The following is a 21,887-nucleotide window of genomic DNA, read 5'->3' on the forward strand; positions in this document are numbered from 1 at the left end:
TGCACGAAGCTTACCGACACCGTGCCGTCGTTCAGGCGGCGGATGTTCTCCATGCCGCCGCTGGATGGCATCAGCTTCAGGGTGATGCCATTGGCACGCAGGATCTCCTGGTAGCGCAGGCCGAAGCGGTGGTAGGCGCCATCGGTGACGCCGGTGCTCATCACCAGCGAGCGCGGCGGCGAGGGGCTGACATAGCGCACCACCAGCCACAGGAGCCCCGCCAGCAGCACGACCAGCAGGCCCCAGAAGGCCAGGCGCCGGCCGGTCGGCAAGTGGAATTGTTCGCGCAGCGTCATTGCGACGGTGCGCCGGCCTTACATGCCGACGTAGTTGGGGCCGCCGCCGCCTTCGGGCGTGACCCAGACGATGTTCTGCGTCGGGTCCTTGATGTCGCAGGTCTTGCAGTGCACGCAGTTCTGCGCGTTGATCTGCAGCCGGTCGGTGTTGTCGTCGTTCTTCACGAACTCGTAGACGCCGGCCGGGCAGTAGCGGCTCTCGGGGCCGGCGTATTGGGCCAGGTTGATGTTGACCGGGACGCTATGGTCCTTCAGAGTCAGGTGCGCCGGCTGGTTCTCTTCATGGTTGGTGTTGCTGACGAACACCGACGAGAGCTTGTCGAAGCTGATCTTGCCATCGGGCTTCGGGTAGACGATGGGCGCGCATTCCTTGGCGGGTTTCAGCGACAGGTGGTCCGGCGTGCTCGAGTGCAAGGTCCACGGCGGCGCCTTGATGCCCAGCTTGGGCAGCAGCCATTGCTCGATGCCGGTCATCAGCTGGCCGATCAGCTTGCCCTTCTTGAACCACAGCTTGAAGTTCTTGGTGGCCTGCAGTTCTTCGTAGAGCCAGCTCTTTTCGAACGCGGCGGGGTAGGCCGATAGTTCGTCATGTGAGCGGCCGCTGGTCACTGCATCGAAAGCCGCTTCTGCAGCCAGCATGCCGGTCTTGATCGCCGCGTGGCTGCCCTTGATGCGCGAGGCATTCAGGTAACCCGCATCGCAGCCGATCAGCGCACCGCCCGGGAACACGGTCTTCGGCAGCGCATGGATGCCGCCGTTGTTGATGGCGCGTGCACCGTAGCCGATGCGCTTGCCGCCTTCGATGTGCTGGCGGATCGCAGGGTGGGTCTTCCAGCGCTGCATCTCGTCAAACGGGCTCATCCACGGGTTCTTGTAGTCGAGCCCGAGCACGAAGCCCAGCGTGACCTTGTTGCCTTCCAGGTGGTAGAGGAAGCCGCCGCCGAAGGTGTCGTCTTCCATCGGCCAGCCGGCGGTGTGCACCACCAGCCCGGGCCTGGCCTTGTCGGCCGGCACTTCCCACAACTCCTTGATGCCGATGCCGAAGCTCTGCGCATCGCGACCCTGGTCCAGCTTGTACTTGGCGATCAGCTGCTTGCCAAGATGGCCGCGTGCGCCTTCGGCAAAGATCGTGTACTTGCCGGTCAGCTCCATGCCGAGCTGGAAGTTCTCGGTCGGCTCACCGTCCTTGCCCAGCCCCAGGTTGCCGGTGGCCACGCCACGCACGGCGCCCTTGTCGTCATATAGCACCTCGGCGGCGGTGAAGCCGGGGAAGACTTCGACGCCCAAGGCCTCGGCCTGCTCGCCCAGCCATTTGACGACGGCGCCCAGTGCAACGACGTAGTTGCCATGGTTGTGGAAGCAGTGCGGCACCAAGTAGTCCGGTGTCGTCGCGGTGCCGCCGTCGCCGGCGAGAAACAGGATCAGATCCTCGGTGACCGGCTGGTTCAGCGGTGCGCCTTTTTCTTTCCAGTCGGGCATCAACTCGTTCAGGGCAATCGGATCCATCACCGCGCCGGAGAGAATGTGCGCGCCAGGCTCCGAGCCCTTCTCGAGCACGACCACCGAGATCTCCTTGCCGGCAGCCGCTGCCAGCTGCTTCAGGCGGATGGCCGTGGCCATGCCGCCGGGACCACCGCCGACGATGACCACGTCGTAGTCCATGGCCTCGCGCGGGCCGTGTTGTTCGAGGAGCTCCTGAGGTGTCATGGGTGCAGGTCCGGGGCGTGAAAGTTGGGCGGGATTCTACGCGTGACAGGTCAAAAATAGAACGACCGTGCTTTTTTGTGTTCCCGTTGAATGAAGACCTGATCACGGGCTTCCGGCTGTGCCCGATGGCTGACGTGCGGGTCATCGAGCCCGCGGGCACGCGTGCTATCGTGCCAGCACGACACCCGAATGAACGCAGTCCCATGAGCTACAACATCGATCTCTCCGGCCGCGTGGCCTTCATCACCGGCGCGTCCGGCGGCCTGGGCGCGCAGTTCGCACGCACGCTGAGCCAGGCCGGTGCCGGCGTGGTGCTCGCAGCCCGGCGCATCGAGCGCCTGAAGACGCTGCGCGCCGAACTGGAATCGGAGGGGGGTGATGCGCACGTGGTGGCGCTGGACGTCACCGATCCGGACAGCATCAAGTCCGCCGTGGCGCATGCCGAAACCGAGATGGGCACCATCGACATCCTGGTCAACAACTCCGGCGTCAGCACCACGCAGAAGCTGGTCGACGTGACGCCGGAAGATTACGACTACGTGCTGGACACCAACACTAAGGGTGCCTTCTTCGTCGCGCAGGAAGTGGCCAAACGCATGATCGCGCGCTCACGCGGTGCGGCGCCCGGCACCTTCACCGGCGGGCGCATCGTCAATGTCGCGTCGATGGCCGGCTTGCGGGTGCTGAGCCAGATCGGCGTCTACTGCATGAGCAAGGCCGCGGTGGTGCACATGACCCGCGCGATGGCGCTGGAGTGGGGCAAGTTCGGCATCAACGTCAACGCGCTGTGCCCGGGCTACATCGACACCGAGATCAACCACCACCACTGGCACACCGAAGCCGGCCAGAAGCTGATTGCGATGACACCGCGCAAGCGCGTTGGCGAGCCCAAGGACCTGGACGCGGCGCTGATGATGTTGTGCGCGAACGAGAGCCGCTTCATCAATGGCGCGGTACTCTCCGCGGACGATGGTTTTGGAGCTTAGGCGCCGATGCGTGCGCTGACCCCGTTGGAAGCCCGCGTGCTGGGCGTGCTGGTCGAGAAGCAGGCGACGGTGCCGGACACCTACCCGCTGTCGCTGAACTCGCTGGTGGCCGGTTGCAACCAGAAGACCGCACGTGATCCGGTGATCAATGCCAGCGAGCCGGATGTGCTGGCCGCGATCGATGGGCTCAAGAGCCAGAGCCTGGTGTTCGAAGGCAGCAGCAGCCGCGTGACGCGCTACGAGCACAACATGGCGCGCGGTGTTGCGGTGCCCAGCCAGGCGGGGGCGCTGCTGGCCGTGCTGATGCTGCGCGGCCCGCAGACAGCCGCCGAACTGCGCGCCAACTGCGAGCGGCTGCACCGATTTGCCGACATCTCGTCGGTCGAAGGCTTCCTGCAGGAATTGGCCGACCGCTTCCCGCCGCGTGCGGTGCTGCTGCCGCGTGCGCCCGGTGCGCGTGAAGCCCGCTGGGCCCACATGCTGTGTGGCGAGGTGCAGATGCCGGCCGGCGGCAGCGCGGCGATGGGATCGGACGACGACCGCATCACCGTCGGCGAACTGGTGTCGTTGAAGTCCGAGTTGGCGCGCCAGGCCGAAGAGCTGGCCGCGCTGCGCGCGCTGGTGCTGCGCATGGCCAGCGAACTGGGCATCGACCCGGCGGCATGATCTGGCCCCGACCCTCACGCGATGCGATTCGACCTGCCTGAGAAGAAGAAGCTGACCTTCGAGATGGTGATCCCCATCCGCTGGGGCGACATGGATGCGATGGGCCATGTCAACAACACCGTCTACTTCCGCTACCTCGAGAGCCTGCGCATCGACTGGTTTCGCAGCATCGGCTGCCAGCCGGATGCCGACGGCATCGGACCGGTGATCATCAATGCGTTCTGCAGCTTCATCCGCCAGCTGGAGTATCCGGGTGAGGTGCTGGCCAGGCACTACGTCGGCGAGATGGGCCGCAGCACCATCGACACCTACGCCACGCTGGAGCGCACCGACATGCCCGGGCTGATTCACGCCACCGGCGGCGCGACCGTGGTGTGGACCGATTTCCGGGCGCAGAAGTCGGTGCCGCTGCCGGATGAGATCCGGGCGATGCTGAATGCCCCACCCCCGTAGCGCCTTCGGCGCTTCCCCCTCAAGGGGGCGGCGCCGGTGGACCGGCAGAGCCGGATCCTCGGCCCCTGCTTGGCGGGCCGGGTTCATGCGTCGTTGATCAGCCCGACAGCAGTTTGTTGACGAGCTCCGGCGTGGTGGCCGCACCCACCTTGCGCATCAAACGTGCGCGGTAGACATCGACCGTGCGCGGGCTGATCACCAGCTTCTTGCCGATCTGTTTGCTCGTCAGGCCATCGATCAGCAGCGCGGCGATCTCGCGTTCGCGCGCCGTGAACTCCACCCGCAGCTTGCGCCGCGACGACAGGTCCTCGAAGGCCCAGATGCCGGCGGCATGCGGCTCGCTCGGGTCCAGCGAGCGGCCGGTCACGTGGCACCAGAACAGCTCGCCGCGCATCGCGCCATCCAGCCGCTTCATCACCCGTTCATCGGCATAGCGGCCCTGCGCATCCAGGCTGGCCATGATGCGCTCTCCCGTGCGCTGGAACTCGTCCGGCGTGGGGTAAAGCACGGCGAAGGACTGGCCGATCAGCTGCTCGCGTTCGGCGCCGAACATCGCCAGCAGCTGCTGGTTGCAATCGACGATCTTGCGCTGGCGCGACAGCACCAGGCCAATGGGTGCCTGGTCGAAGGCGATGCGGTAGTCGAGTTCGATCGGCGGGGTCATGGCCTCTGTCGATCCTTCCGTGGGCTTGTGTTTAGGCGATTTTACGTAGCACCTACTTAATCGATTAAGTATTAAGCTTCGCGGCTTCCGATTCCCCAGGAAACACCGGCATGAACAAGATCTTTCCCAGCGCTGCGGCGGCCCTGCAAGGCGTCGTGCAGGACGGCCAGCTGATGGCGGTTGGCGGCTTCGGCCTCTGCGGCATTCCGGAGGCGCTGATCGATGCGCTGCGTGACAGCGGCAAGAAGAACCTGACGGTGATCTCGAACAACGCCGGTGTCGACGGCTTCGGCCTCGGCAAGCTGCTGGAGACGCGGCAGATCAAGAAGATGATCTCCAGCTACGTCGGCGAGAACAAGGAGTTCGAGCGCCAGTACCTGGCCGGTGAACTGGAACTGGAATTCACGCCGCAAGGCACACTGGCCGAGAAGCTGCGCGCCGGCGGCGCCGGCATCCCGGCCTTCTTCACCCGCACCGGCGTCGGCACGCTGGTCGCCGAAGGCAAGGAACTGCGCGAGTTCGATGGCCACACCTACGTGATGGAGCGCTCGCTGGTGCCCGAGGTCTCGCTGGTCAAGGCCTGGAAGGCCGACAAGAGCGGCAACTTGGTGTTCCGCCTGACCGCGCGCAATTTCAACCCGGCGGTGGCGATGGCCGGCCGCACGACGATCGTCGAGGTCGAAGAGATCGTCGAGACCGGCAGTCTGGCGCCGGATGCGATCCATCTGCCCGGCATCTACGTGCACCGCATCGTGCTGAACACGACGCCGGAAAAGCGCATCGAAAAACGCACGATCACTGAAAAAGCAGGAGCCTGACGCCATGGCCTGGACCCACGACCAAATGGCCGCGCGCGCGGCCCAAGAGCTGCAGGACGGCTTCTACGTCAACCTCGGCATCGGCCTGCCCACGATGGTGGCCAACTTCGTCAGCCCGGACATCGAGGTCTGGCTGCAGAGCGAAAACGGCATGCTCGGCATCGGCCCGTTCCCGACCGAGGACCAGGTCGACGCCGACCTGATCAATGCCGGCAAGCAGACCGTCACGACGATTGCCGGCTCGTCGATCTTCGGCTCGCACGACAGCTTCGCGATGATCCGCGGCGGCAAGATCAACCTGTCGATCCTGGGCGCGATGCAGGTCACTGCCAGCGGCGACATCGCCAACTGGATGATCCCCGGCAAGATGGTCAAGGGCATGGGCGGCGCGATGGACCTCGTCGCCGGCGTGGCCCGCGTGCTGGTGCTGATGGAGCACACGGCGCGCCGCAAGGACGGCGGCTTCGACCTGAAGATCCTGCCGAAGTGCACGCTGCCGCTGACCGGCATCGGGGTCGTCAACCGCATCATCACCGACCTGGCGGTGATGGATGTGACGCCGGACGGGCTGAAAGTGGTCGAGATGGCGCCCGGCGTGACGGCCGAGGAACTGCAGACCAAGACCGGCGTGCCGCTGATCTGATCTGTTATTTCGACTTGCCGGCCGAGGCCAGCGTGAGCCACAGCGGCACCAGCCGCGCATCGGCCTGCACGGTCTGGTCGGTTTCCGGCCACAGGCAGTCGCGGCCGATGGTGCCGATGCGGTAGCGCAGCTCGCTCATCGCCAGCGCGATGTCGAAGCGCTCCTGCGGCTCGATGGCCGATTCGGGCAGCGACCACAAGCCCATCGCATTCCACGCGATGCGCAGCCGGCGCAGGCGATGGGCGGCGCGCTGGGCCACGCGCTGCGCCGCGCCGTCCAGCGAGTCGGCCACCGATTCGGCCTTGGCCTGCATGCGCTGCAGGCCGCCGTCCAGGGTACCCAGCTGCGCGATCGCCGCGCCGGCCTGTGCGGCGTCGGGTTCCGTGCTCGGTTCGGTATCGGCCCAATGCGTCACCGGCCCGGCCCACAGGCCGGAGAACTCGCCGGGCACGAACTTCAGCGCAAAGCTGGCGCGCGCCGCCGCATGCGGCCGCTGGTCGACGATGCCCAGCACCAGTTCGGCCACCGACATCAGCTGGCCCAGCGGCGACAGCGAAGCGCCCAGCAATTGAAAGGGGTAGCCGGTGCCGTCCAGCCGCTCATGGTGTTCACACACCGCGCGGGCGATCTCCGGCGGGTAGTCGGTCATCTGTGCCAGCAGCATCGCGCCGACATGCGGGTGGGCCGCCAGCTGGCGGTATTCACCCAAGTCCAGCTGTCGGCCAGCCTGCAGGTACGCGGGGTTGACGTACATCTCGCCGATGTCGTGCAGCAGGCCGACCAGCATGGCCCGCTGCAGGAAGGCCGTCGGCGCCTTGGCGTGCCAGGCCAGGGCACCGGCCAGCGCGGTGGCGCGCAGCGCGTGCTGGTAGCTGGCCGGCGTGATCTGCTGCGCGGCGGTCAGCAGCAGCTGCACCACGGGATGCAGCGGCAAGGTCTTCACGCCGCTGAGCAAGGCCGTGGCGCAGGGCCGGAACAGGTTGGTCAGGGGGTCGTCGCCGTCGATCAGCCGCGTCAGTTCGTGCACCAGCGTCTCGGTCGTCACGCCGTCTTCGACGCGCAGCGAGGTCTCCAGCGGCTGCTGCAGCCGGCGCTGGATCAGGCGTTGGTGCAAGGCCGGGGTGACCTGGAGGTCGCGTGCCCAGAGCTTGGTCCCTTGATGGTCGACGATGTCGCGCGACGCGACGATGGTCTGGTGTGCGCAGGCATTGCTGAGGGTCAGCAGTGCAAACGGGTTGGTCTGCAGGAAGGCGCCGGCCGATGAATTCAAAGGAGTCCCGATGCGAGGAGGCTTGTGATTCATGTCGGCTGACAGCGGGGGTCTCAGCAGCGCCCGATCGAGAAGGCCCGACAGCTTCCGCAGCACAAAGTCACGCCGCGCGCACTGCAGCAAACGGTTTTATCGATTCGCCAGCGCGGCGGCGCAGGCCGGCACCAGGGCCGAGCCGCGGTAGATCAGCCCGGTGTAGACCTGCACCAGGTCAGCCCCGGCTTCGCGCTTGGCGCGCGCGTCGGCGGCGCTCATCACGCCGCCGACGCCGATGATCGGGAAGCCGGTGCCCAAGGCGCTGCGCAACTGGGCAATCACGCGGTTGCTGGCTTCGCGCACCGGCGCGCCCGAAAGGCCGCCTTGTTCGTCGGCATGCGGCAGGCCTTGCACCGCGCTGCGCGCGATCGTGGTGTTGGTGGCGATCACGCCATCGAGGCCGTGCTTGCGCAGCGTGGCGGCGATCATGCCGACCTGGCGCTCATCCAGGTCCGGCGCGATCTTCAGGAACATCGGCACGCTGCGCTGGTGCGTCTGGGCCAGGGCCTGGCGGCGGGACTGCAGTGCGCCGAGCAGGCCATCGAGCGCGTCATCGCTCTGCAAGGCGCGCAGGTTCTGCGTGTTCGGGCTGGAGATGTTGACGGTGACGTAGTCGGCATGCGGGTAGACGCCCTCCAGCCCCAGCAGGTAGTCGTGCTGCGCGTTCTCGATCGGCGTGCTGGCGTTCTTGCCGATGTTCAGGCCCAGCACGCCACCGGCCGCACGAAAGCTGCGGGACCGCTGCACGTTGGCCAGGAAGGCCGGCAGGCCCTGGTTGTTGAAGCCCAGGCGGTTGATCAGCGCGTCGGCCTGCGGCAGGCGGAACATGCGCGGTTTCGGGTTGCCGGGCTGGCCCTTCGGCGTGACCGTGCCGACCTCGATGAAGCCGAAGCCCATCGCGCCCAGGCCATCGATGCAGCGACCGTTCTTGTCCAGGCCGGCGGCCATGCCGATGCGGTTCGGGAAGCGCAGCCCCGCCAGCGTCACCGGGTCGTCGACACGGCGCTGCGACCACAGGCATTGCGCCGGCGTGTTCTGCAGCGCGGCGATAGCGTCCAGCGTCAGTTCGTGGGCACGTTCGGCATCCAGTCCGAACAGAAAAGGGCGGGCGAGGGCGTAGGGGACGAATGCCATGGTTGGCGCAGTGAGGAGGGCGCGCGATTGTCTCAGAGCCCCTTGGACGAACGGCTGTTGCTTTCGTCCTGCGCCGGGCGTAGCGTTGGCATCGGAGGCGGCCTGTCCGCGGCCTCCTGTCCCGGCCCTGCAGCAAGGAGCTCATCATGTTCAAGAACCTGCTGTTACCCACCGATGGTTCCGCGGTTTCCGAGGCGGCGATCCGCAAGGCGCTGGGGTTCGCCCGCGAAGGCAAGGCCCGGGTGACCGGGCTGCATGTCATGCACCCCTTCCACCTGTTCTCGTACAACGTCGAAATGATCGAGGACACACGCGAGGTGTACGAGCGCGACTGCCAGGCGCATGCGGAGGCCTACCTGGCGTCGATCGAGCGCGCCGCGAAGGAACTGGACGTGCCCTGCGAGACCGTTCTGGTGCGGGCCGATCACCCCTACGAGGCGATCATCCGCTGCGCCGAGCAGCGCAGCTGCGACTTGATCGTGATGGCCTCGCATGGCCGCCGCGGCATGCAGGCGCTGCTGGTCGGCAGCGAGACGCAGAAGGTGCTGACGCACAGCAAGCTGCCGGTGCTGGTGCTGCGCTGACGCCGGATCCTGGGGCCCGTCCGGGATAATGCGGGCCCAGGCTAGCCACGGACTCTGCACCGATGACCCAGGATGAACTCAAGGCCCTCGTCGGGCGCGCCGCGTTGGACCACGTGGTGCCCGGCACCGTTGTTGGTGTCGGCACCGGCTCCACCGTCAACCACTTCATCGACGCGCTGGCGACGATGAAGGATCGCATTCAAGGAGCGGTGTCCAGTTCCGTCAAGAGCACCGAACGCTTGCTGGCGCATGGCATTCGCGTGTTCGAAGCCAACGAGGTCGAGCACCTGCCGGTCTACATCGACGGTGCCGACGAGATCGATCCGCACGGCCACATGATCAAGGGTGGCGGCGCGGCGCTAACGCGCGAAAAGATCGTCGCCGACCTGAGCGAGCGTTTTGTCTGCATTGCCGATGCATCCAAGCAGGTGGCCGTGCTTGGCGCCTTCCCGTTGCCGGTGGAGGTGATCCCGATGGCGGCGGCCCAGGTGGCGCGCCGCCTGGCATCGGCCTACGGCGGCGCGGCCACGCTGCGCGCCGGCGTGATCACCGACAACGGCAACCAGATCCTCGACGTGCGCGGTCTGCACATCAGCGATCCGCTGGCGATGGAGGCCGAAATCAACCAGTGGCCGGGCGTCGTGACGGTGGGCATCTTTGCGCGGCATCGGGCGCGCATCTGCCTGCTGGGCACCGAGAGCGGTGTCAGGACCCTGGCTTTCGATTGAGGCGTGCCGCGGAACGCGCGGCAAAGCGCGCCGGGTCGACAGCGTCCAGCAGGCTGGCCGGCACCGGCATCGGTGCGCCGGTGATCCAGGCCGCCAGCACCTCGCCGGCCAGGGCGGCATGGGTGATGCCGCGGGAGCCGAAACCGCTGGCGACGTAAAGGCCGGGTAGGCGCTCGATGAAGCGGGGCTGGTCGGCGCGGGTCGGCGCCGCGCCGCCCGGCAGCGGCACCGGGCCCAGCAGCGGCAGGCGGTCGGCCGTCTGCATGCGCCAGCCGACGCGGCCTTCGAGTGTTATCGCGTGGTTCGCGGCGGACCAGCCGGTCAGGCGTTGCAGCGTGGCCAGGTTGGCCGCATGGTCGGCATCGCGCGACTCGGCACCGTCATCGTCGGCCTGGGAGGTGGCGCCGCACAGCACGCGGCCGTCCGGCAATTGCAGTGCATAGCCCTTGTCGGCCAGCGGCAGCGGCAGGCGGGGCACATCACCGGCGAGCAGGCTGACCTGCCCACGCAGCGCCTGCCACGGCCAGGGCGGCTGCCCGAGCAGCCGCATCGCGTCAGCGCCATTGGCCAGCACCACCGCGTCGGCATCGGTGATCGTGCGGCCGGCCGCGTCCAGCAGCAACCAGGCGGCGTCGCCGCGCTGCAAGTGCGCGACCGGTCGATTCGCCCGCAGCCTGATGCGCTCGGCGTGCAGCCACTGGCGCACCAGCGCGGCTGGTGCGACCCAGCCCCCGCCAGGGTAGAACCAGGCGGGCCCGCGCCACGGCAGGCCGGCTTGCGCGCTGGCGGTGTCGGCCGACAGGGCTTGCACCCAATCGGGCGGCAGCGCTTGTGCATCGAGCAGTGATTGCATGGCCTCGCGCGCCAAACTGCTCTCGCCGCGCAGCAGGCCGATATGACCGGGCAGTTCGCCGGCGCGGATCGCCGGTGCGATGAGGCGCTGGGCCAGCAGGGCCGCCGCCCGCAGCCAGCGGGCGTGCGGGCCGTCGTGGCCATGCACGATGCCGTGGAACAGCCCGCCGGCGTTGCCCGAGGTGGCCAGCGCGGCATCGGCCCGGCCCTCGAGCACCTCGACCGCGACACCGGATGCGGCCAGGGCGCGCGCCACGCCCGCGCCGGCCAGGCCGGCACCGACCACTGCCACCCGCGGGGCCTTCATCGCCCGCCGGCCGGGCGGCGCCGGCGCCACGAAGCGCGGCGCGAAGCGGCCCACCGTCATGTCGCGCTTGCCGCTGAAGCCTTGTGCCTTGCCGACCTCGAAGCCGGCGCTGCTCAGGCCCTCCCGCAGCTCGCGTGCGACGCTCCAGGTGGCCACCGTGGCACCCGGTGCCGCCAGCCGGGCGAGGCTGCGCAGCCGGTAGCGGTCCCACATCTCGGGGTTGCGGCTGGGCGCAAAACCGTCGAGGTAGAACGCGTCGACCGAGGCCACCAGTTCGGGCAGGGCCGCGGCCACGTCGGCCAGTACCAGCAGCAGCCGAAGGCGGCCTTGCTCGAAGTCGATGACGTGGATATCCGGTGTTAGCGGCGGCCAGGACCTTAGCAGCTCATCGGCCAGGTCCGGCAGCTGGGATGTCGCATGAGCGCGGGCGAGGTCGGGCCGCAGCGGCGGGTGCTTTTCGATCGCGACGTAGATCAGCCGATCGCAACGCTGCCCATCGGCCCGCCAGGCCGCCCAGGTGGCGAGGAAGTTGTTGCCCAGCCCGAAACCGGTTTCCAGCACGACGAACGAGGGCCGACCCGCCCAGCGCCCCGGCAAGCCGTTGCCGCCGAGGAAGACATGGCGGGCCTGTCCCAACGCGCCGGTCTGCGTGTGATAGACGTCATCGTACGCGGCCGAGCGTGGCACGCCGGGCTCGGAGAAATCGATGCGTGCCGGCTGCAGCGGGCCGAAGTTCACGGCAGCAACTGCGTCTCGACGCGCAGCGTCAGGATGCGCTGGGGCTGCTGCGGCACGGCGATGCAGGTGCAGCGCTCGCTGCGCCACCAGCGGCGGCCCGGGGTCTCCACCGTGTCGATGCGCAGCGGGTGGGCATGCAGGCGCGGCGAGACGCTGCGGCCGCCGCTGATGCACTCTGTGCCCTCAGCCGGCATCGCGCGGTGCCAGGGTCGGCCGAGTTGGGCTTCCGGCGCCCAACCCGAGGGCAGGGCAGCGGCGATCCAGCGCACGCGAAGGGTTCCCGCGTCGATGATCAGGAAGTCTTCGGCAAACGCCAGCGACAGCAGTGCGGCATGTCGCCAGGGCGGTGGTAGCGCCTCCAGCTGCGGCCCCAGTTCGGGCCAGCCGCCGTGGTGGTCGACCACCTGGGCGCTGTCGTCGATGGTCCAGCCCAGCCACGGCGCCGACCACCGGCGTCCTTGCACGATGAAGGCCTGCGGGTGTTCATGGCCGGCCAGCGCCGCCAGCGTGTCCAGTGCCGGCCAGGGGTCGAAGCCGGGTTCGGCCACCAGGGCTTGTTCCGCGAAAGCCGCGAACACCGCCTGCTTCTCGCGCAGGTGACCGGCATGGCCGCGCTGCGGTGCAACGGTTGGCGTCAGGTGCGTGGCCTGCATGGCCAGCGGCCGCTCCAGTGCTGGAGCCGCGGGTGACGCGTCGTGGGCCGACGGGGACGGCATATCGGTCAGGTGGTGGCGAAGGGCGCACCACGGTATCACCGGCCACGAAAAAGGGCACCGCAGTGCCCTGTTTGGTGACCGCGCGAGCCGTGCTCAGACGCGCTTGCGGTACTCGTGCGTGCGGGTGTCGATTTCGATCTTGTCGCCTTGCGCAACGAAGATCGGCACGGGGATCTCGAAGCCGGTGGCGATCTTCGCGGGCTTGAGCACCTTGCCGGAGGTATCACCCTTCACGGCGGGTTCGGTCCAGGTGATTTCGCGCACCACCGAGGTCGGCAGTTCCACCGAAATGGCCTTGCCGTCGTAGAACACCACTTCGACCGCCATGCCGTCTTCGAGGTACTGGATTGCGTCGCCCATGTTCTCGGCCTCGACCTCGAACTGGTTGTATTCGGTGTCCATGAACACATACATCGGGTCGGCGAAGTAGGTGTAGGTGCACTCCTTCTTCTCCAGCACGATCTGGTCCATCTTGTCGTCGGCCTTGAAGACGACTTCGGTGCCGCTGCTATTGAGCAGGCTCTTCAGCTTCATGCGCACCGTGGCGGAGTTGCGGCCGCCGCGGGAGTATTCGGTCTTGAGCACGACCCACGGATCCTTGCCCTGCATGATGACGTTGCCGGCGCGGATTTCTTGAGCGATTTTCATGGGTGGACCTTGGATTCCGGACGAATTGAAGGGAGGGTAGGGACAAGTCATTTCTGACCCATCCCCCCCTAAGAACCGGACTTGCGGCTTTCACCGCATCCGGCTCAAGCACAGCACTAGTCCACGCCCCGCAAAGCTCACAAGTCTAACATGAGCACTGCTTCGACGCGGGCCCTAAGCCTCGTTCAGAGGCCGGCTTCACAACCTTCAAACCAAGGCCATGCAACTGCACATGGCACACCGGGTGCAAGAGCACTCGGTTCGACATCGCGTCTGACCCGCCCTCCACCCGGGCTACCAGGTGGTGGTCGTGCCAACCCGTTTCCTCCGTGATGGCCTCACCGCACCGGGCGCACTTGCCCTGCTGCGAGAGGTACAGCGTCGCCCACTGCTTGCGGTACGCCATGCTTTTCAGCAGGCGCTTCGCGCGCAGGTCTTCGCCGTACGCTTCCCACCGGGGGTCGAAGGGGTTGTAGTCCCCCATGACCTTCCGATGCCGAACGATCTCCGTATCGGCGAGCCGATACAGACGCGTCCAGCGCGGTTCGCCACCTTCCGACTCCGTCCGCGATGCGAACTCGGTCCTTCCTTCCACGGTCGGCCAGTACTTCTGGGCCACCCATGTCGGGCTCTTTTTCGGATGCCTGCGACGTGTCCAACGCGTCAACCGCCACCAGAGCAGCGAGTCGAGTCTGTTGAACGTCTCCTTGGCGACCACCGGGTGGTGGTACTGAGCCCAGCCTCGCAAGACTGGATTCAGCAGCCGTATCAGGTCCGCCTGTTTCACCGCCAGATTGCCCTTCACGATCTCCCGCACCTTGCCGTAGAACGCTTGCACGTTCTTCTTGCTCGGCTTGATCAGCAGCGTTCCCGAGTATTTCCGGAAATTCCACCCCAGGAAATCAAACCCCTGGTCGATGTGCGTGACTCGGGTCTTGGCCGGCGACAGTCGCAATCCTCGTTGGGCGAGGAACGCTTCCACCCACGGCCGGACTACGTTCTCGAGGAGGTCTTGCGACGCTCCCGTGATCACGAAGTCATCGGCGTACCGGACCACATTGACCTTCAGTCTCTGGACCTTCGACGCTCCCACCGTCGCACGCAGGTGCGACAGCAGTCCCGTTTCCAGCCCGTTCAATGCAACGTTCGCCAGGGTTGGCGAAATGATGCCGCCTTGCGGCGTACCCGCTTCGGTGCTTGCCAGTTGGCCCTTGTAGACCACTCCCGCCTTCAGCCACTTGCTCAGGATCACCTTGTCCATGCGGACCCGGTTGACCAGCCACTCGTGGCTGAAATTGTCGAAACAGCCCTCGATGTCCGCTTCCAGTACCCAGGGGGCCGAAGCCTTCCGGGACAGGCACACGAACAACTGACTCATGGCATCGGCCGTTGAGCGATTGCGCCGGAAGCCGTAGCTGTTCGGATCGCTCTGCGACTCCACGACGGGCTCCAGACCCAGCAGGTGGAGAGCCTGCATCGCCCGGTCCTTCATCGTCGGAATGCCCAGCGGGCGCTCCTTGCCGTTCGCCTTGGGGATGAAGACCCGCCGCAGCGGCTGCGGTCGATATCCCCTTTGCTGCTTCAACGCGCTGACAGCCTCCCATTTGCGGGTCGGCGTATCCCACAGCTCGCGGTCGACGCCTGCCGTCCGCTTGCCTTGGTTCTCTGTCACTCGCCTCACCGCCAGTGACCTGGCGGTGAACGAGCGGGTCAGCGACCGTTGCAGGGCTTTCACCCGGCGCCAATCGCCTTCCTGCGTCGCCTTCGCTATCCGCATCTGCATCGTTCTCACGTGCCGCTCGACCCGGCGCCAGTCAATGGACTGCCAGCCGTTCGGCGCGTGCGAGGACGCAGAACCATCGTTGGCGATGATCTCTTCCATGCTTTCCTCGTTGGTCGACCCGTCGAGGACGCACGTCGGGCCCCGGAGGGACGACGCGCATCCCTTCGGGGTGTAGAACTCAACAACCGGCTCGCGACGGTTGCACCATGTGGAAGTGGGCCTGCTTTCGCAGCGGGGCAAAGTCTGAACCCCTATCCCGACGATTACAGCCGGGCGTTCGCTTTTTCCACTATCCCATACCCCCTCGCCCGACAGGTCGCCTTGCGGCTTCCCTGCCCGCACGCCGAAGCGTGCGGGCAGACGGTGGGGCTTACCACGTTCCTCTGCTTGCCGACAGCGCGGTATTGATCCGCGATGTCTATCTGTTTAGGGTCCATCTCTCCCGGGGTCGCCTTCGAGCGATGTGCGCTCAGCTTTGACAAGCGCATCTCGGCGACATGCCGTTTTGGCTATGGCCTGACAGCAGGTTTGGCCATTCAATTCTGACCCGGGTTCAGTCGATGATTCACATGTGTTACCCATGCAGAACTAGCCTGGTTCCTCATCCGCCCTCCTGCTGGCAGAGTCCGGTCGCGCCCTCGCGGGACATGAACGCCACTGAGGTGGGAAACGTTGTCGGACGGGCTTCAGACAGAGCCGTTACCGGTTCTGCCTGCCGTCGTAGGCTACTGTTGATCGCACAACAGGTCACGGCATGGCCATGGCCAAGCGTGACAAGGCAAGCAAAGACATTGCTGCTCTTCGGAGAACGAATTCCGTCTCCCGACGTGGCTCCTGCACTCAACATCCGTGCGAGTCGCATCTGAGGCCTCGGGGCTGCCCGAAGTCTCTTCCCGCGCGGTTGCGCGAGTGTCCTCCGCCGGGCTTGCGCCCGCGATCAGCCAGCGGCTGATCCTCATGCCGGGTATCTCAACCCGGGAACGACCTCGAAAGGCCGCTCTGCTCTAGGGCTGCGTAACCCCGCAGCTAGGGAGAGCAACACAAACGTGTCGCACCAAAGCCTTGAATTCTATCGCCTTTCGGCAACGAACGATTGCAGCTGGGTGATCAGGTCCGGTTGCCTGCGCAGGCTGTCGCGCCAGGCTGTCGCGGCCTGCTGCCAGGCAGCGCGCGGTGGCAGTCGCTCGGGCCAGGCGCCCAGGCCGTTCCAGGCGCGCCAGGCCTGTCGCAGGGCCGGGCCGTCGACGAACTCGGTCAAGCTGAGGAAGCGATCGAGGAAGGCCTCAAGCTTGGCGGCATGCGCACCATCGGCCTGCGGATAGAGCTGCCAGATGAAGGGCACGCCCGGCCACTGCGCCTGCACGAAGGAGTCCTCCCCGCGCACGAGGTTCAGGTCGGTGCAGTGCAGCAGCTGGTCGAACTCGGTCTGGGCCAGCCAGGGCAGCGCGATGGTGCGAACACCGGTCGGAGGCCTGATCTGGCTCAGCGCCTGCTGCGCCGGGCCGGGGGCTGCCAGCAGCAGCGTCGGCTGCGCGGCCAGTTGCTGCAACAGGTCGGGCAGGGCGGTCGTGTCGTAGCAGAACAGCACCACCACCTGCTCCTGCGCTTGCCGCGCCCAACCGTGCTGGGCCAGCCAGTGCTCGGGACAGGGCGGTGCCGAAGTGCCGCGCAGCAGGCCGCCGGTGCGGGCGTTGAATCCGGGGTAGAAGAACCACTTGTTCAGGCCGGCACCGGGCCCGCTGAACTGCGGCGACTGCAGGCCATGGGAACGCTCGACATAGGCTTCGGCGCTGAGGTACTCCAGGTTGATCCACACCGGCGCGGCTGTGCGCCGCGCCATGCGGGCGATGAAGGCCGAGGGCGGATCGCAGCCGAAGGCTTCGATCACTGTATCGGCGGGTTCGGCATGTTCAGCATCTGCCCACAGCAAGGGCTGAACGCCTTCCGTGCCCCGCGGCGCCATCCAGGTCAAGGCCGAGGCATCGTCGATCCACAGCCGGACCGATTCGCCACGCGCGGCCAGCCCCGCCGCCAACCGCCAGCAGACGCCCACATCGCCGAAGTTGTCGACCACCCGGCAGAACAGATCCCAGACCATGCGGTGATTATCGAATCGGCGATCACGGCAGAATTGCAGGCTGATGAGCGAGACACCCATCCCCAGCGACACTGCAGCCGACATCAACAGTGCCACCAGCGCTTCGCGCGAGCGCTTGCTGGCCGAGGTGGCGGCCTTGTCCAGCCTGCCCGGCGTCTACCGCTACTTCGATGCGCAGGACCAGGTGCTGTATGTCGGCAAGGCACGCAACCTGAAGAAGCGTGTCTCCAGCTACTTCCACAAGGACCATGGCGGCACGCGCATCGGCCACATGATCAGCCGCATCGCGCGCATGGAGACCACGGTGGTGCGCACCGAGGCAGAGGCGCTGCTGCTCGAGAACAACCTGATCAAGACGCTGAACCCGAAGTTCAACATCCTGTTCCGGGACGACAAGAGCTACCCGTACCTGAAGCTGGTCTCGCACCCGTTTCCGCGCGTGGCCTACTACCGCGGCGCGGTCGACCGCAAGCACACTTATTTCGGCCCCTACCCGGGGGCCTGGGCAGTGAAGGAGTCGATCCTGCTACTGCAGAAGGCGTTTCGCCTGCGCACCTGCGAAGACACGGTGTTCGCCAACCGGTCGCGGCCCTGTCTGCTGTACCAGATCCGCCGTTGCTCGGGCCCGTGTGTCGGTTTGATTTCGCCGGCCGACTATGCGCGCGACGTGGCGCATGCCGAGCGCTTCCTGCGCGGTGATGCCGAGGAGGTGATCGCGACCCTGCAGGCGCAGATGATGGACTACGCCGATGCGCTGGAGTACGAGCGCGCGGCCGAGGTTCGCAACCAGATATCGGCGCTGTCGCGTGTGCTGCATCAGCAATCGGTCGAAGAGAGCAGCCTGTCGGCACGCGACCGCGATGTCGACATCCTGGCCGTGCGGGTGCAGGGCGGGCGCGCCTGCGTGAACCTGGCGATGGTGCGCGGTGGCCGGCACCTGGGCGACAGGGCTTACTTTCCGGCGCACGTCGAAGACGCCACCAGCCTGTCGGCCGACGAGGCGGAAGAGCGTGCCGAGGCCATGTCGGTCGAGCAGCAGGTGCTCGAAGCCTTCATCGCGCAGCACTATCTCAGCGTGGCGCCACCACCCGCGCTGGTGCTGAGCCATGCTGTGGAAGCCAGCTTGCTGGAGGCTTTGTCCGAGCAGACCGACATTCGCATCAGCGCCCAGCACCAGCCGCGCGAGCAGCGCCGCGTGTGGCTGGAAATGGCCGAGAAGGGCGCCGAGATCGCGCTGGCGCGGCTGCTGGCCGAAGAAGGCTCGCAGCGAGAACGCACGCGTGCGCTGGTGGATGCGCTGGACCTGGCGGTGCCGGACCTCGACGCATTTCGCATCGAGTGTTTCGACATCAGCCACACGGCCGGCGAATCGACCTTGGCCTCCTGCGTTGTCTACCAGAATCATGCGATGCGCAACAACGAATACCGCCGCTTCAACATCGAGGGAGTGACCGGCGGCGATGACTACGCGGCGATGCGCCAGGTGCTGACGCGGCGCTACGCCAAGCTGGCTGAAGCGATGGCCGCGCCGGATGCGCCCAGCGCCGGCACCGTCAACACCGCCGTGCGCGGCCAGCGCTTGCCGGACCTGGTGCTGGTCGACGGTGGCCGCGGCCAGGTGTCGATGGCGCGGGAGGTCTTCACCGAACTCGGGCTGGATCTGTCCTTGATCGTCGGCGTCGAGAAGGGCGAGGGCCGCAAGGTCGGCCTCGAAGAACTGGTGTTTGCCAATGGTCGTGAGAAGAGTTATCTCGGCCATGATTCGGCCGCGCTGATGCTGGTGGCGCAGATCCGCGATGAGGCGCACCGCTTCGCGATCACCGGCATGCGGGCGCGGCGCGCGAGCGTGCGCACCGGCGGCAGCCGCCTCGAAGAAATTGCTGGCGTCGGACCGAAGAAGCGCGCACGCTTGCTGCAGCGCTTTGGCGGCGTGCGCGGTGTCACGGCGGCCAGCGTCGACGATCTGGCCAGCGTCGACGGCATTTCCCATGAACTCGCGGAGACCATTTATCGTGCGCTGCACTAGACCCACCACCGTGACCCCCTGGCTCCTCAAGGAGGCAGCGCCAGTGGCTCGGCGGCGCAAGATCAGGGGCGTTTGCCCGGGGCTGTTCGCGCTGATGCTGGCCGCCGGGTGTTCGAGCCCACCACCGCCTTCGGCGCCACCGGTGGTCGTCGCGACACCCGCTCCCGCACCGGCCGCCCCCGCGGCACGTGCACCCGCACCGCCGCCTGCGCTGCCGTCGCAGCGCCGCGCCGTCGATTGGGACGACTACCGCATGCAGGCCGCCCATCGCATCGTGGCGGCCAGCAAGGCCGGCAGCTACGACGGGCCGGTGCCCGAGCCCTTGCTGGCCATTCCGGTGCTCGAGATCGAGCTCAACGCCGATGGCAGCGTGCGGCGTGTCACGGTGCTGCGCAAGCCGAGGCAGGCCCTCGACACGGTGCAACTGGCCATCGATGCGGTACACCGCGCGGCACCGTTCGGCGATGTGCGGCACCTGCCGCGGCCTTGGCGTTTCTCCGAAGTCTTCCTGTTCAACGACGATAGACGCTTCAAGCCGCGCAGCCTCGATCTCTAGATCTCAGGCAAGGGGCCGGCCATTAGTCCGGCACAATGGCCGGCATGTTCCTCACGCTGCCGACCTTGCTGACATGGACGCGCATCGTCGCGATTCCGTTGATCATCGGCGTGTTCTCGCTGCCCATTTCCGAAGGCATGCGCAATCTGGTCGCCACGGTGATGTTCATCGTGTTCGCGCTGACCGATTGGGCCGACGGCTGGCTGGCCCGCCGGTTGAACCAGACCTCGGCCTTCGGTGCCTTCCTCGATCCGGTGGCCGACAAGTTCCTGGTCTGTGCTTCGCTGCTGGTGCTGGTGCAACTGGACCGGGTGAGTGCCTTGATCGCGCTGGTGATCATTGGCCGCGAGATCGCGATCTCCGCGCTGCGTGAGTGGATGGCGCAGATCGGCGCCTCGCGCAGCGTGGCTGTGCACATGCTCGGCAAGCTGAAGACGACGACGCAGATGGTGGCGATCCCGTTCCTGCTGTATGACGGCCGCCTGTTCGGCTTCGTCGACACACGGTTGTGGGGCATGGTGCTGCTGTTGATCGCCACCGTGCTGACCATCTGGTCGATGGTGTACTACCTGCAGAAGGCCTTGCCCGAGATCCGCGCCAAGGCGCGCTGAGTCGGCAACGGTTTGTGAATCCAGCGGCACACCATGTGCCTGAGGCGCACAGATTGCAACGGTCCGGCGTCCTCTTTGCAGGGAATGATTACGCATAGAATCGCACCCTCGCGCTTGACACTGCCCTGAGGCGCCGCTGTAATGAAGAAGACGCGGAACACCGCGCTCGGTGCTGCAAAAGAACGCGGCGCTTGGCCAAGGCCGCCGTCCCACCGAATTCATCGAGACACCTTTGGGGCATTGAGAGGGGGTTACTTCGTGAACAAGTCTGAGCTGATCGAGCACATTGCCAAACAGGCGGACATCTCCAAGGCCGCGGCCACGCGGGCGTTGGAGGCCCTGATCGGGGGCGTAAAGACCACATTGAAAAAGAACGGCAGCGTTTCGATCGTCGGCTTCGGCACCTTTGCCGTCAGCAAACGGGCGGCTCGCAGTGGCCGTAATCCACGCACCGGCGCTGCCATCAAGATCAAGGCTGCCAAGGTGCCGAAGTTCCGGGCCGGCAAGGGCCTGAAGGACGCTGTCAACTGACGACAGCACCGGGTATTGCAAGCGTTGGGTGCTTAGCTCAGCTGGTAGAGCGGCGCCCTTACAAGGCGTAGGTCGGCGGTTCGAACCCGTCAGCACCCACCACCGCTAGAATCCCGTTCCCGCTGTCGCAACTGATGCGGCCTGGAACCCCACAAGGCGAACCGCGGTTCGCCTTTTTCGCGTTCGCTGGCCGTGACCGGTGCGAGGTGCTCTCACTGGGCTATCCATGTTCGATTTCGTTCGCTCGCATACCAAGCTGCTGCAATTGCTGCTGTTGATCGTGATCCTGCCGTCGTTCGTGTTCGTCGGCGTGCAAGGCTACTCGTCGTTCTCCGAAGGCAAAGCCCAGAACGTGGCCAAGGTCGATGGCCAGGGCATCACGCAGAACGAATGGGATGAAGCGCATCGCCAGCAGGCCGAGCGCGTGCGCCGCCAGATGCCGACCATCGATGCCAAGCTGCTGGACTCACCGGCCGCGCGCGCCGAGACGCTGGAAGGCCTGGTGCGCGAGCGGGTCATGTTGGTGGCGGCACAACGTGCGCACCTGACCATCAGCAATGACATGCTGGAGCGGCTCTTCAAGACCGATTCGCAGTTCGCGAGCGTGCGCAATCCTGATGGCAGCATCAACAAGGAGATCCTGGCCGCGCAAGGGATGAGTTCGAGCGGGTTCGCCGAGCGGCTGCGTCAGGACCTGTCGGTACGCCAAGTCCTGAGTGCCGTGACCGACAGTGCGGTGGCGCCCAACGCCGTGGTCAGCAGTGCGCTCGATGCGCTGCTGCAGCAGCGCGAGATCCGCTACGCGCGTTTTGACATCGCCTCCTACCTGCCCAAGGTGAACCCCAGCGACGCCGAAGTCGAGGCCTACTACAAGGCGCATCAAGCCGACTTCCGAGCGCCCGAGCAGGCCACCATCGACTACGTGGTGCTGGACCTCGAGACTCTGAAGAAGGGCATTGCCGTCAAGGACGAAGACCTGCGCAAGTACTACGACGAAAACGCCACACGTTACACCGCGGCAGAAGAACGCCGCGCA

The 21,887-nt window shown here is 66.4% G+C and carries 21 protein-coding genes, 1 tRNA gene and 1 pseudogene; 13 read left to right on the forward strand and 10 right to left on the reverse strand.

What is annotated here, in order from left to right:
- A pseudogene (locus VLK61_RS14470) lies at positions 1-296 on the reverse strand (hypothetical protein); the annotation flags it as partial.
- Between the two features lie 18 nt (positions 297-314).
- Positions 315-2,003: an electron transfer flavoprotein-ubiquinone oxidoreductase gene (locus VLK61_RS14475; protein ID WP_325422316.1), complete on the reverse strand. Its 1,689-nt coding sequence runs from the start codon at positions 2,001-2,003 to the stop codon at positions 315-317.
- A gap of 203 nt (positions 2,004-2,206) precedes the next feature.
- Between VLK61_RS14475 and VLK61_RS14480 the strand changes: the two genes are divergently transcribed.
- Genes VLK61_RS14480 through VLK61_RS14490 form a run of 3 tightly spaced genes read left to right on the forward strand, consistent with a single transcriptional unit; the run spans position 2,207 to position 4,108 of the window.
- Positions 2,207-2,989 carry an SDR family oxidoreductase gene (locus tag VLK61_RS14480; protein ID WP_325422317.1) on the forward strand — a complete coding sequence of 261 codons (783 nt, stop codon included), beginning with the start codon at positions 2,207-2,209 and terminating at the stop codon, positions 2,987-2,989.
- A 6-nt stretch (positions 2,990-2,995) separates the two neighbouring features.
- On the forward strand, positions 2,996-3,655 hold the full coding sequence (locus VLK61_RS14485) for a YceH family protein (RefSeq protein ID WP_325422318.1): 660 nt from the start codon (positions 2,996-2,998) through the stop codon (positions 3,653-3,655).
- Between the two features lie 21 nt (positions 3,656-3,676).
- The gene (locus VLK61_RS14490; RefSeq protein WP_325422319.1) at positions 3,677-4,108 is read left to right on the forward strand and encodes an acyl-CoA thioesterase; all 432 of its coding nucleotides are present in this window, start codon (positions 3,677-3,679) and stop codon (positions 4,106-4,108) included.
- A 97-nt stretch (positions 4,109-4,205) separates the two neighbouring features.
- Here the strand turns inward: VLK61_RS14490 and VLK61_RS14495 are convergent, their stop codons facing one another.
- Complete coding sequence (locus tag VLK61_RS14495; protein ID WP_325422320.1) at positions 4,206-4,772, reverse strand: PAS and helix-turn-helix domain-containing protein; 567 nt, start codon at positions 4,770-4,772, stop codon at positions 4,206-4,208.
- Positions 4,773-4,882: 110 nt separating this feature from the next.
- Here VLK61_RS14495 and VLK61_RS14500 point away from each other — a divergent pair, with 110 nt between their 5' ends.
- Together VLK61_RS14500 and VLK61_RS14505 are read left to right on the forward strand one after the other, a co-directional pair.
- Positions 4,883-5,590, forward strand: a complete 708-nt coding sequence (locus tag VLK61_RS14500; RefSeq protein ID WP_325422321.1) for a CoA transferase subunit A — start codon at positions 4,883-4,885, stop codon at positions 5,588-5,590.
- Positions 5,591-5,594: 4 nt separating this feature from the next.
- Positions 5,595-6,233, forward strand: coding sequence for a 3-oxoacid CoA-transferase subunit B (locus tag VLK61_RS14505; RefSeq protein WP_325422322.1), 639 nt, complete (start codon positions 5,595-5,597; stop codon positions 6,231-6,233).
- Positions 6,234-6,237: 4 nt separating this feature from the next.
- On the opposite strand, the gene VLK61_RS14510 is transcribed toward VLK61_RS14505, so the two are convergent.
- Complete coding sequence (locus VLK61_RS14510) at positions 6,238-7,503, reverse strand: HD-GYP domain-containing protein (protein ID WP_325422323.1); 1,266 nt, start codon at positions 7,501-7,503, stop codon at positions 6,238-6,240.
- A gap of 129 nt (positions 7,504-7,632) precedes the next feature.
- Positions 7,633-8,673: a quinone-dependent dihydroorotate dehydrogenase gene (locus VLK61_RS14515; protein WP_325422324.1), complete on the reverse strand. Its 1,041-nt coding sequence runs from the start codon at positions 8,671-8,673 to the stop codon at positions 7,633-7,635.
- Between the two features lie 146 nt (positions 8,674-8,819).
- Here VLK61_RS14515 and VLK61_RS14520 point away from each other — a divergent pair, with 146 nt between their 5' ends.
- Both VLK61_RS14520 and rpiA read left to right on the forward strand, forming a co-directional pair.
- Complete coding sequence (locus VLK61_RS14520; RefSeq protein WP_325422325.1) at positions 8,820-9,257, forward strand: universal stress protein; 438 nt, start codon at positions 8,820-8,822, stop codon at positions 9,255-9,257.
- A 62-nt stretch (positions 9,258-9,319) separates the two neighbouring features.
- The gene (gene rpiA, locus VLK61_RS14525) at positions 9,320-9,985 is read left to right on the forward strand and encodes a ribose-5-phosphate isomerase RpiA (protein WP_325422326.1); all 666 of its coding nucleotides are present in this window, start codon (positions 9,320-9,322) and stop codon (positions 9,983-9,985) included.
- Here the strand turns inward: rpiA and mnmC are convergent.
- From mnmC to earP, 5 genes are all read right to left on the reverse strand, one after another.
- Positions 9,963-11,882: an FAD-dependent 5-carboxymethylaminomethyl-2-thiouridine(34) oxidoreductase MnmC gene (gene mnmC / locus VLK61_RS14530; RefSeq protein ID WP_325422327.1), complete on the reverse strand. Its 1,920-nt coding sequence runs from the start codon at positions 11,880-11,882 to the stop codon at positions 9,963-9,965. The genes rpiA and mnmC overlap by 23 nt on opposite strands.
- Positions 11,879-12,598 carry a hypothetical protein gene (locus VLK61_RS14535; protein WP_325422328.1) on the reverse strand — a complete coding sequence of 240 codons (720 nt, stop codon included), beginning with the start codon at positions 12,596-12,598 and terminating at the stop codon, positions 11,879-11,881. Before VLK61_RS14535 ends, mnmC begins: the two co-directional genes overlap by 4 nt.
- A 93-nt stretch (positions 12,599-12,691) precedes the next feature.
- Positions 12,692-13,246, reverse strand: a complete 555-nt coding sequence (efp, locus tag VLK61_RS14540; RefSeq protein ID WP_325422329.1) for an elongation factor P — start codon at positions 13,244-13,246, stop codon at positions 12,692-12,694.
- Between the two features lie 145 nt (positions 13,247-13,391).
- A complete protein-coding gene (gene ltrA / locus VLK61_RS14545; RefSeq protein ID WP_325422330.1) occupies positions 13,392-15,128 on the reverse strand; it encodes a group II intron reverse transcriptase/maturase in 1,737 nt (578 codons plus the stop codon).
- Between the two features lie 970 nt (positions 15,129-16,098).
- Complete coding sequence (earP, locus tag VLK61_RS14550; protein WP_325422331.1) at positions 16,099-17,127, reverse strand: elongation factor P maturation arginine rhamnosyltransferase EarP; 1,029 nt, start codon at positions 17,125-17,127, stop codon at positions 16,099-16,101.
- Positions 17,128-17,170: 43 nt separating this feature from the next.
- Here earP and uvrC point away from each other — a divergent pair, with 43 nt between their 5' ends.
- The 6 genes from uvrC to VLK61_RS14580 all read left to right on the forward strand — a co-directional run.
- Positions 17,171-19,153 (forward strand): excinuclease ABC subunit UvrC, encoded by a 1,983-nt coding sequence (gene uvrC, locus VLK61_RS14555; RefSeq protein WP_325422332.1) that lies wholly within the window; start codon positions 17,171-17,173, stop codon positions 19,151-19,153.
- Positions 19,154-19,163: 10 nt separating this feature from the next.
- Positions 19,164-19,709 carry a hypothetical protein gene (locus VLK61_RS14560; RefSeq protein WP_325422333.1) on the forward strand — a complete coding sequence of 182 codons (546 nt, stop codon included), beginning with the start codon at positions 19,164-19,166 and terminating at the stop codon, positions 19,707-19,709.
- A 44-nt stretch (positions 19,710-19,753) separates the two neighbouring features.
- Complete coding sequence (pgsA, locus tag VLK61_RS14565; RefSeq protein WP_325422335.1) at positions 19,754-20,320, forward strand: CDP-diacylglycerol--glycerol-3-phosphate 3-phosphatidyltransferase; 567 nt, start codon at positions 19,754-19,756, stop codon at positions 20,318-20,320.
- A gap of 258 nt (positions 20,321-20,578) precedes the next feature.
- Positions 20,579-20,851 (forward strand): HU family DNA-binding protein, encoded by a 273-nt coding sequence (locus VLK61_RS14570; RefSeq protein WP_325422336.1) that lies wholly within the window; start codon positions 20,579-20,581, stop codon positions 20,849-20,851.
- 26 nt (positions 20,852-20,877) lie between these two features.
- Positions 20,878-20,953: transfer RNA gene (locus VLK61_RS14575), tRNA-Val, on the forward strand.
- A 124-nt stretch (positions 20,954-21,077) separates the two neighbouring features.
- Positions 21,078-21,887, forward strand: an 810-nt coding sequence (locus tag VLK61_RS14580; protein WP_325422334.1) for a SurA N-terminal domain-containing protein, incomplete at its 3' end; no start/stop codon positions are given.

This window comes from Aquabacterium sp., assembly GCF_035476535.1.
Classification (GTDB): domain Bacteria; phylum Pseudomonadota; class Gammaproteobacteria; order Burkholderiales; family Burkholderiaceae_C; genus Pseudaquabacterium.

What these genes read in the sequence shown, in the direction of transcription:
- VLK61_RS14475 (WP_325422316.1), bottom strand. Translation starts at nt 2,003, where the DNA reads ATGACACCTCAGGAGCTCCTCGAACAACACGGCCCGCGCGAGGCCATG.
- VLK61_RS14480 (WP_325422317.1), top strand. Translation starts at nt 2,207, where the DNA reads ATGAGCTACAACATCGATCTCTCCGGCCGCGTGGCCTTCATCACCGGC.
- VLK61_RS14485 (WP_325422318.1), top strand. Translation starts at nt 2,996, where the DNA reads ATGCGTGCGCTGACCCCGTTGGAAGCCCGCGTGCTGGGCGTGCTGGTC.
- VLK61_RS14490 (WP_325422319.1), top strand. Translation starts at nt 3,677, where the DNA reads ATGCGATTCGACCTGCCTGAGAAGAAGAAGCTGACCTTCGAGATGGTG.
- VLK61_RS14495 (WP_325422320.1), bottom strand. Translation starts at nt 4,772, where the DNA reads ATGACCCCGCCGATCGAACTCGACTACCGCATCGCCTTCGACCAGGCA.
- VLK61_RS14500 (WP_325422321.1), top strand. Translation starts at nt 4,883, where the DNA reads ATGAACAAGATCTTTCCCAGCGCTGCGGCGGCCCTGCAAGGCGTCGTG.
- VLK61_RS14505 (WP_325422322.1), top strand. Translation starts at nt 5,595, where the DNA reads ATGGCCTGGACCCACGACCAAATGGCCGCGCGCGCGGCCCAAGAGCTG.
- VLK61_RS14515 (WP_325422324.1), bottom strand. Translation starts at nt 8,673, where the DNA reads ATGGCATTCGTCCCCTACGCCCTCGCCCGCCCTTTTCTGTTCGGACTG.
- VLK61_RS14520 (WP_325422325.1), top strand. Translation starts at nt 8,820, where the DNA reads ATGTTCAAGAACCTGCTGTTACCCACCGATGGTTCCGCGGTTTCCGAG.
- rpiA (WP_325422326.1), top strand. Translation starts at nt 9,320, where the DNA reads ATGACCCAGGATGAACTCAAGGCCCTCGTCGGGCGCGCCGCGTTGGAC.
- VLK61_RS14535 (WP_325422328.1), bottom strand. Translation starts at nt 12,598, where the DNA reads ATGCCGTCCCCGTCGGCCCACGACGCGTCACCCGCGGCTCCAGCACTG.
- efp (WP_325422329.1), bottom strand. Translation starts at nt 13,246, where the DNA reads ATGAAAATCGCTCAAGAAATCCGCGCCGGCAACGTCATCATGCAGGGC.
- ltrA (WP_325422330.1), bottom strand. Translation starts at nt 15,128, where the DNA reads ATGGAAGAGATCATCGCCAACGATGGTTCTGCGTCCTCGCACGCGCCG.
- earP (WP_325422331.1), bottom strand. Translation starts at nt 17,127, where the DNA reads ATGGTCTGGGATCTGTTCTGCCGGGTGGTCGACAACTTCGGCGATGTG.
- uvrC (WP_325422332.1), top strand. Translation starts at nt 17,171, where the DNA reads ATGAGCGAGACACCCATCCCCAGCGACACTGCAGCCGACATCAACAGT.
- pgsA (WP_325422335.1), top strand. Translation starts at nt 19,754, where the DNA reads ATGTTCCTCACGCTGCCGACCTTGCTGACATGGACGCGCATCGTCGCG.